The sequence below is a fragment of the Bradyrhizobium sp. genome, from assembly GCF_030697065.1.
Taxonomy (GTDB): Bacteria; Pseudomonadota; Alphaproteobacteria; order Rhizobiales; family Xanthobacteraceae; genus Bradyrhizobium.
The window spans coordinates 1-8,369 of the sequence record NZ_JAUYQU010000226.1; the positions used below are offsets into that span (position 1 = coordinate 1).

The window sequence follows — 8,369 nt, forward strand, 5'->3', positions numbered from 1 at the left end:
GCGGCCAGTTCGGCATAGCCGATCGCACGATCCCGGAATTCGATCGCCGGCCGCGCGCCGTACTCGGCCGCCGCCGCCGACAGCAAATCGGGCAGCGTGCCGCGGGCGATCGGATCGTCCCACCGAACGCCTTCCGGATAGAATTGTTCGCCGGGGTGGACCATGCTCGCTTTCAGCAGGACGTAATCAAGAGACCGTCATTCCGGGGCGCTCGCGCATAGCGAGCGAACCCGGAATCTCGAGATTCCGGGTTCGCGCTGCGCGCGCCCCGGAATGACGTGCTGTGAGGGCAGGACCCCATCACGCCGCTTTCGCGGACTGCGCCAGCGACGCGAAGGTCTTGCCTTCGGCGGCGAGGCGCTTGAGCAGCGGGCACGGCTCCAGCGAGGGATCGTTGGTCTCCTTCGCATAGTAGGACAGCCGGTCGGCGATGTGCTTGAGACCGACCTGGTCGGCATAGAACATCGGGCCGCCGCGATAGATCGGCCAGCCATAGCCGTAGAGCCAGATCACGTCGATGTCGCTCGGACGCGCCGCGATCTTCTCTTCCAGGATCCGCGCGCCCTCGTTGATCATCGGATACATCATCCGCTCGAGGATCTCGTCGTCGCTGACCACGCGCTTCTTGCGGCCGAGCCGCTGCAAGGTCTCGTCGATCAGCTTTTCCACCTCGGGATCGGGCAATGCCGCGCGCGACCCGGCTTCGTACTTGTAATAGCCCTTGCCGGTCTTTTGGCCGAAGCGGCCGGCTTCGCACAGCGCGTCGGCGATTTCCGACTTGATCCCGCGATCCTGGCGCGAGCGCCAGCCGATATCGAGGCCGGCGAGATCGCTCATGGCGAACGGACCCATCGGCATCCCGAACTTGGTCACGACCGCGTCGACCTGCTGCGGCAGCGCGCCTTCGAACAGCAACTTTTCCGATTGCTTGCCGCGCTGCGCCAGCATCCGGTTGCCCACGAAACCGTCGCAGACGCCGACCACCGCCGGTACTTTCGCAATCTTGCGGGCGACCGCGACCGCGGTCGTCAGCGCGTCCGGCGCGGTCTTGTCGGCGCGCACGATCTCGCACAGCTTCATGACATTGGCCGGCGAGAAGAAGTGCATGCCGAGCACGTCCTGCGGACGCTTGGTCACGGCGGCGATTTCGTCGATGTTGAGATAGGAGGTGTTGGAAGCCAGCACGGCGCCCGGCTTGGCGTATTTGTCCAGCGCGGTGAACACTTCCTTCTTGATCGCCATTGTCTCGAACACGGCTTCGATGACCAGGTCAGCATCCTTGACGTTCTCGAGCCCCACCTTGCCGGTGATCAGGCCCATGCGCTTGGCGGGGGCGTCGGCGGGAATGCCGCCGCGCGCCGCGGTCGCCTCGTAGTTCTTCTGCATCACGCCCATGCCGCGCTTGAGCTGCTCTTCACCGGTTTCGATCAGCGTCACGGGGATACCGGCATTGGCGAACGACATCGCGATGCCGCCGCCCATGGTGCCGGCGCCGATGATGGCGACGCGCTCGACATTGCGCGGCTTGGTGCCTTCGGGCACGCCGGCGACCTTGGCGGCCTCGCGCTCGCTGAAAAAGGCATAGCGCTGCGCCTTCGACTGGTCGCTGGATACCAGCTTGAGGAAACCCTCGCGCTCCTTCGCCAGGCCATCGTCGAACGGCAGGTCGATGGCGGCGCCGACCGCGTCGGCGGCGGCGAACGGCGCTTCCAGCCCGCGCGCCTTCTTGGTCATGGCGGCGACCGCATTGGTGAAGATCGAGCGGTCGGCCTTGGCGGCGGCCAGCTTGCTGTCGTCGTCGCGCAGCTTGCGCAGCGGGCGCTTCTCCGCCAGCACCTTGCGGGCGAAGCTTTCGCCGCCCGCCGCCGGACCTTCGACGATTTCCTCGATCAGCCCGTGCTTCAGCGCATCCGCAGCGCTGATCGGGTCGCCGCCGACGATCATCTTGACCGCGAGTTCCGGACCGACCGCGCGCGGCAGCCGCTGGGTGCCGCCGGCGCCCGGCAGCAGGCCGAGTTTCACTTCGGGCAGGCCGAGCCGCGCATCCCTGGTGGCGACGCGGAAATGGCAGGCGAGCGCGACCTCGAGGCCGCCGCCCAGCGCCGTGCCGTGAATCGCGGCGACGATCGGCTTCGGCGAATTCTCCATCACGACCAGCACCTCGGCCAGGCCGGGCGGCTTCGGCGGCTTGCCGAATTCGGTGATGTCGGCGCCGGCGATGAAGGTGCGGCCGGCGCAGGTCAGCACGATCGCCTGCACTTCGGGATCGGCGATGGCGCTCTTGATGCAGTCGAAAATGCCGCCCCGTACCGCGGCGCTCAGCGCGTTGACCGGAGGACTGTTGACGGTGACGATGGCGATGACGTCACGACGCTCGAGCTTGACCACTTCGTTCACGAGACTCTCCCTGGGCATTTTGTTCTTGGAACAATTCTTAACTTGCCGATTGCTGACTTGCCGAGTCTTAACTTGCCGAATCCTGACTTGCGTTGAGTGGCTACGACACCCGGCGATTTGCGTTGAGTAGCTATGACTTGCGTTGAGCAGCTATTCCCGTCGATTTCGCACCGCGAAATTCAATTCCACATCTTGACACGGAGGGTTATTTTGAAGCACGTCCCTTGTCAACGAGGTCGGTCCAGCGGCAGGAAATGAAGCGTCCAGGCAAGAAAGTGGCGACCGATCGCAGCTTCGTCGTCGCGCTTTCCCGCGGCCTTGATGTGTTGCGCGCATTCCATCCCAACGACGGGCTTCTTGGCAATCAAGAGATCGCGGCCCGTACCAAACTGCCAAAGCCGACCATTTCGCGGCTGACCTATACCCTGACCAAGCTGGGCTACCTTACACCCGTTCCCCGGTTCGAGAAGTACCAGCTGGCGCCTTCAGCCATGGCGCTGGGGTATGCCGCACTTGCAAATCTCGGTGTTCGTCATCTGTCGGAACCGTTCCGCGAGGAACTGATGCGCGAGACCGGCGGCGCGGTTGCCATCGGCGGTCGCGACCGCACCAGCATGATCTACTTCGGCCAGAGTCGCGGTCAGACAATAGGCGTTCAACTCGATGTCGGCTCGCGCGTGCCGATTGCAACCACCGCGATGGGGCGCGCCTATATCTGGGCGCTGGCGGACGACGAGCGTGCCTCTTTATTGCGCGAACTGCGCGAGCACTACGGCAGCCGCTGGCCACGAATGCGCGACGGCATCGAACGCGCCGGCGAAACCGTGCAAAAACTGGGGTTCGCGATCTCGGCCGGCGAATGGCATGATGACATCCATGCGGTCGGCGTGGGCCTGAAGCTCAACGACGGAACCGGTCCTTACGCCTTCAATTGTGGCGCGCCTGCATTCCGTTTTACGGAAGATCGCCTGCGCAACGATATTGGACCTCGCCTCGTGGCGATGGTAAGGAACATCGAAGCGGCGCTCGGCGGAGCCGCCCCGCAATCAAAAAATGAAAACAAGAAGTCGAAAGCAGGAGGGAGAGTTGCACGTGTGGTCGAGGGGATCAGGTAGCCTTCATCGAAGTGACCGGCGAACGAGTTCGCGGAGTTCGCATGGTCATTGCAGCCCGAAGACTTTTTTGGGCTGTAACCGATGATGCAGGCACAGGTCGCGCAGGGACAAAGCCCCCTGCTTGAGGTTCGCGACATCAGCGTCGTGTTCGGTGGCATCATTGCGTTGAATGGCGTGTCGTTCGACATGCACAAGGGCGCAATCCTCGGCCTGATCGGGCCGAACGGCGCCGGCAAGACGACGCTCTTCAACTGCCTCTCCAGGCTCTATCAGCCGAGCACCGGCGACATCCTGATGGAAGGCCAGAGCATCCTGACGCGCCCGCCGCACCGGATGGCCGAGATCGGCATCGGCCGCACCTTCCAGAACGTCGCGCTTTTCCCCAATCTGACGGTGCTCGACAACGTCAGGGTCGGCACCCATGCCCGCACCAACAGCGACATCATCTCCGACTCGCTGCGACTGGGCTGGGTTCGCCGCGGCGAGGCCGAACTCAACAAGAAGGTCAACGAGATCATCGGCTATCTCGACCTCGGCGACGTCGCCCACACCGTGGTCTCCGGGCTGCCGTTCGGCACCCAGAAGCGCGTCGAACTTGCGCGCGCGCTGGCGGCGGAACCGAAGATCCTGCTGCTCGACGAACCCGCGGGCGGCCTCAATCACGAGGAAGTCCACGTGCTCGGCGACCTGATCCGCCGAATCCGCGACGACCGTCACATGACCATCCTGCTGGTCGAGCATCACATGGGCCTCGTGATGTCGATCGCCGACCACGTGGTCGCGCTGAATTTCGGCAAGAAGCTCGCCGAGGGCACGCCGGCCCAGGTGCAGACCGACCCGGATGTCATCAAGGCCTATCTGGGGAGCAAGGACCAATGACCGCGATGCTCAATATCAAGGACTTGCGGGCTTACTACGGCCAGGTCCAGGCGCTTCACGGCCTCGAATTCGGTCTCAACGAAGGCAGCCTGACCACCTTGCTCGGCGCCAACGGCGCCGGCAAGACCACCACGCTGCGGGCGATCTGCAACATGGTGCGTTCGACCGGCTCGATCGAGTTCGACGGCGCATCGTTGAGCGGCCGTTCGACCGAGAGCATTGTTCGGCTCGGCATCGCCCATGTGCCGCAAGGCCGCGGCACCTTCACCACCATGACGGTGGAAGAGAACCTGCAACTCGGCGCAATCACGCGCAAGGACAAGGCCGGCGTCACCTCCGACATCGAGCGGATGTACGATCACTTTCCAGTGCTCAAGGAGCGGCACACCCAGCAGGCCGGCACTCTGTCCGGCGGCGAACAGCAGATGCTTGCGGTCGCCCGCGCGCTGATGCTGCGTCCGCGGCTGATGCTGCTGGACGAGCCCTCGTTCGGGCTGGCACCGCTGATCGTGCGCGACCTGTTCAAGATCCTCGGCAAGATCAACCGCGAGGACAAGGTCACCATCCTGGTGGTGGAGCAGAACGCGCAGCTGGCGCTGGAACTCGCCGACAAGGCCTACGTCATCGAAACCGGACGCATCGTCATGTCGGGAAGCGCTGCCGAGATCGCCGGCAACGAAGACATCCGCAAATCTTATCTCGGTTATTGAGGAACGCAGCCGTGGAACTTTTCATCAATCAAGTCCTGGCTGGCATCGCCACCGGCGCGATCTATGCCTGCATGGCGCTCGCGGTGGTCATGATCTACCAGGCGATCGACCATCTGAATTTCGCCCAAGGCGAAATGGCGATGTTCTCGACCTTCATCGCCTGGCAGCTGATGCAATGGGGCGTGCCCTATTGGTGGGCCTTCCTGCTGACGCTGGTGTTTTCGTTCGCCGGCGGCATCGCCATCGAGCGGCTGTTGTTCAAGCCGCTCGCCAAGGCGCCGGTCCTGACCAATGTCGCCGGGTTTATCGCCCTGTTCGCCATCGTCAACAGCGTGGCCGGACTTACCTGGGACTTCACGATCAAGCAGTTTCCGACGCCGTTCGGGTCCTCGCCGTTCCTCGGCAGCCAGCTGATCTCGACCCATCAGGCCGGCATGATCGGCGTCACGCTGGGACTGTTGATCCTGCTCTATTTGTTCTTCCAGTTCACGCGGATCGGCCTCGCCATGCGCGCGGCGGCGGCGTTGCCGGAATCGGCACGACTGGTCGGCATCAACACCTCATGGATGATCGCGCTGGGCTGGGGCATGGCGGCCGCGATCGGCGCGATTGCCGGCATCCTGATTGCGCCGGTGGTGTTCCTGGAGCCCAACATGATGGGCGGCGTGCTGATCTACGGGTTCGCCGCCGCCGTGCTCGGCGGCCTCAGCAGCCCGCTCGGCGCGGTGGTCGGCGGCTTTCTGGTCGGCGTGTTCGAGAACCTTGTCGGGACCTACATCCCCGGCGTCGGCAATGAACTGAAATTGCCGATCGCGCTGGCGCTTATCATCACCGTATTGGTCCTTAAACCGGCAGGCCTGTTTGGCCGACCCATCGTGAAGCGAGTTTGATCATGAGCGCAGCTGACGAAGTCGCAAACGAGGCACGGCCGGTCGAGGCCACTCCGAAGCGGGCCATGACGCTCGGCATCGGCGCGTCCCTGGTGATGCTGGCATTGCTGATCATCGGACCGATGTTCGTGAAGAACTTCATCGTGTTCCAGCTCACGATGCTGCTGATCTATGCGCTGGCGGTTCTGGCGCTCAACATCCTGACCGGCGGCAGCGGTCAGTTTTCACTGGGCCAGAGCGCGTTCTACGCGGTCGGCGCCTATACCTCGGCCATTCTGATAGAACATTTCGGCGTGAATTATGCGCTGACATTGCCCGTTGCCGGCATCATCTGCTTTGCCTTCGGGTACCTGTTCGGTCAGCCGGCGCTTCGCTTGAGCGGCATCTATCTGGCGCTGGCGACTTTCGCGCTGGCAGTGGCCATGCCGCAATTGCTCAAGCTCGGCGTGTTCGAACACTGGACCGGCGGCGTGCAGGGACTGGTGGTGACCAAGCCGGATGCGCCGTTCGGTCTGCCGATCTCGCAGGACAGGTGGCTGTATTACTTCACGCTCGTGGTCGCGATCGGTATCTACATCGCCTCGGTCAACCTGCTGAAATCGCGTTCCGGCCGCGCCTTCATGGCGATCCGCGACAATGAGATCGCGGCGTCCGCCATGGGCGTCGATGTCGCGCTGTACAAGACCCTGGCGTTCGGCATCAGCGCCGGCATCACCGGTGTTGCAGGCGGGCTGGGGGCGATTGCGGTGCAGTTCGTCGCACCCGACTCCTACACCATTACGCTCGCCATTGCGCTGTTCCTCGGCATGGTGGTCGGCGGCGTCGGCTGGCTGCCGGGATCGATCGTCGGTTCGGCGTTCATCATCTTCGTGCCGAATATCGCGGAGGAAGTTTCAAAAGGCCTCTCCGGGGCGGTGTTCGGCGTACTCCTGTTCCTCGTCATCTTCCTGGTACCGCATGGCGCGCGACAGGTCGCCATGGTTGCACAGGGCATGCTCGGCAAACTCAGGAAGGGTTAACGAACGTATTCCACCTAGCGGAATGGAATCGAACCCTATCGCCCAAAATAAAAGCCCCCTGCGACCCCCGTCGCAGGGGGCTTTTTCTTGATGGGAACCCGCGAAAGGTATTCAATGTGGGCAAGCGCCGCAAAGTGCGTTCACGGAAGAAACGACAACTCACACCGAGATCAGGGAGATCTAAATGCCTTTCAACCAATTGCGATTGGGAGCCTTCTCGGCTGCCATCGCGATGCTTGCCGTAACCAGCAGCGGCGCGCTCGCGCAGAAGAAATACGACCCCGGCGCCACCGATACCGAGATCAAGATCGGTAACATCATGCCCTACAGCGGACCTGCTTCCGCCTATGGCGTGATCGGCAAGACCGAGGAGGCCTACTTCAAGAAGATCAACGCCGAAGGCGGCATCAACGGCCGCAAGATCAATTTCATCAGCTATGACGACGCCTACAGCCCGCCGAAAACCGTCGAGCAGGCCCGCAAGCTGGTCGAGAGCGACGAGGTGCTGTTCGTCTTCAATCCGCTCGGCACGCCGCCCAATTCCGCAATCCAGAAATACATGAATGCGAAAAAGGTGCCGCAACTGTTCGTCGCCACCGGCGCCACCAAGTGGAACGATCCGAAGGACTTCCCCTGGACCATGGGCTGGCAGCCCAACTACCAGAGCGAAGGCGTCATCTACGCGAAGTACCTGATGAAGGAAAAGCCGAACGGCAAGATCGGCATTCTCTATCAGAACGACGACTTCGGTAAGGACGTGCTCAAGGGTCTGAAGGACGGTCTCGGAGCCAAGGGCGCTTCGATGATCATCGCTGAAGAACCCTACGAGACGTCGGTTCCGACGATCGACTCGCAGGTCGTGGCGCTGAAATCGAAGGGCGCCGATGTCTTCGTCAGCATCACCACGCCGAAGTTCGGCGCGCAGTCGATCAAGAAGGTTGCCGAGCTCGGATGGAAGCCGCTGTTCATCCTGAACAACGTCGCCTCGTCCACTGGATCGGTCATCAAGCCGGCCGGTTTCGATAATGCGCAGGGCGTGATCTCTGCGACCTACGGCAAGGACCCGACCGACCCGCAGTGGAAGGACGATCCGGGCGTGAAGAACTTCGATGCGTTCCTCGCGAAATACTTCCCGGAAGCCAACCGTGCCGACAGTTCAGTCGCGTTCGGTTACAGCTCCGCGCAGACCATGGTGCATGTCCTCAAGGCCTGCGGTGACAATCTCACGCGCGAGAACGTCATGAAGCAGGCCGCCAGCATCAAGGACCTGCAACAGGAGATGGGTTTGCCGGGCATCAAGCTGAACACCAGCGCGACCGACTTCGCTCCGATCGAACAGTTGCAGATGATGAAGTTTAC

At 62.7% G+C, this 8,369-nt stretch carries 7 protein-coding genes; 6 read left to right on the forward strand and 1 reads right to left on the reverse strand.

Annotated elements, in window-relative coordinates:
• Positions 1–300: 300 nt before the first annotated feature.
• Positions 301–2,397: a 3-hydroxyacyl-CoA dehydrogenase NAD-binding domain-containing protein gene (locus Q8R73_RS17635; protein WP_305720833.1), complete on the reverse strand. Its 2,097-nt coding sequence runs from the start codon at positions 2,395–2,397 to the stop codon at positions 301–303.
• 254 nt (positions 2,398–2,651) lie between these two features.
• On the opposite strand from Q8R73_RS17635, the gene Q8R73_RS17640 reads away from it, so the two are divergent.
• The 6 genes from Q8R73_RS17640 to Q8R73_RS17665 all read left to right on the forward strand — a co-directional run.
• Positions 2,652–3,512, forward strand: coding sequence for an IclR family transcriptional regulator (locus tag Q8R73_RS17640; RefSeq protein ID WP_305720834.1), 861 nt, complete (start codon positions 2,652–2,654; stop codon positions 3,510–3,512).
• 81 nt (positions 3,513–3,593) lie between these two features.
• On the forward strand, positions 3,594–4,391 hold the full coding sequence (locus tag Q8R73_RS17645; protein ID WP_305720835.1) for an ABC transporter ATP-binding protein: 798 nt from the start codon (positions 3,594–3,596) through the stop codon (positions 4,389–4,391).
• A complete protein-coding gene (locus Q8R73_RS17650) occupies positions 4,388–5,101 on the forward strand; it encodes an ABC transporter ATP-binding protein (RefSeq protein WP_305720836.1) in 714 nt (237 codons plus the stop codon). Before Q8R73_RS17645 ends, Q8R73_RS17650 begins: the two co-directional genes overlap by 4 nt.
• A gap of 11 nt (positions 5,102–5,112) precedes the next feature.
• On the forward strand, positions 5,113–5,991 hold the full coding sequence (locus tag Q8R73_RS17655) for a branched-chain amino acid ABC transporter permease (protein WP_305720837.1): 879 nt from the start codon (positions 5,113–5,115) through the stop codon (positions 5,989–5,991).
• 2 nt (positions 5,992–5,993) lie between these two features.
• Positions 5,994–7,010, forward strand: coding sequence for a branched-chain amino acid ABC transporter permease (locus tag Q8R73_RS17660; protein WP_305720838.1), 1,017 nt, complete (start codon positions 5,994–5,996; stop codon positions 7,008–7,010).
• Between the two features lie 184 nt (positions 7,011–7,194).
• Positions 7,195–8,369, forward strand: a 1,175-nt coding sequence (locus tag Q8R73_RS17665; RefSeq protein ID WP_305720839.1) for an ABC transporter substrate-binding protein, incomplete at its 3' end; no start/stop codon positions are given.

What these genes read in the sequence shown, in the direction of transcription:
- Q8R73_RS17640 (WP_305720834.1), top strand. Translation starts at nt 2,652, where the DNA reads ATGAAGCGTCCAGGCAAGAAAGTGGCGACCGATCGCAGCTTCGTCGTC.
- Q8R73_RS17645 (WP_305720835.1), top strand. Translation starts at nt 3,594, where the DNA reads ATGATGCAGGCACAGGTCGCGCAGGGACAAAGCCCCCTGCTTGAGGTT.
- Q8R73_RS17650 (WP_305720836.1), top strand. Translation starts at nt 4,388, where the DNA reads ATGACCGCGATGCTCAATATCAAGGACTTGCGGGCTTACTACGGCCAG.
- Q8R73_RS17660 (WP_305720838.1), top strand. Translation starts at nt 5,994, where the DNA reads ATGAGCGCAGCTGACGAAGTCGCAAACGAGGCACGGCCGGTCGAGGCC.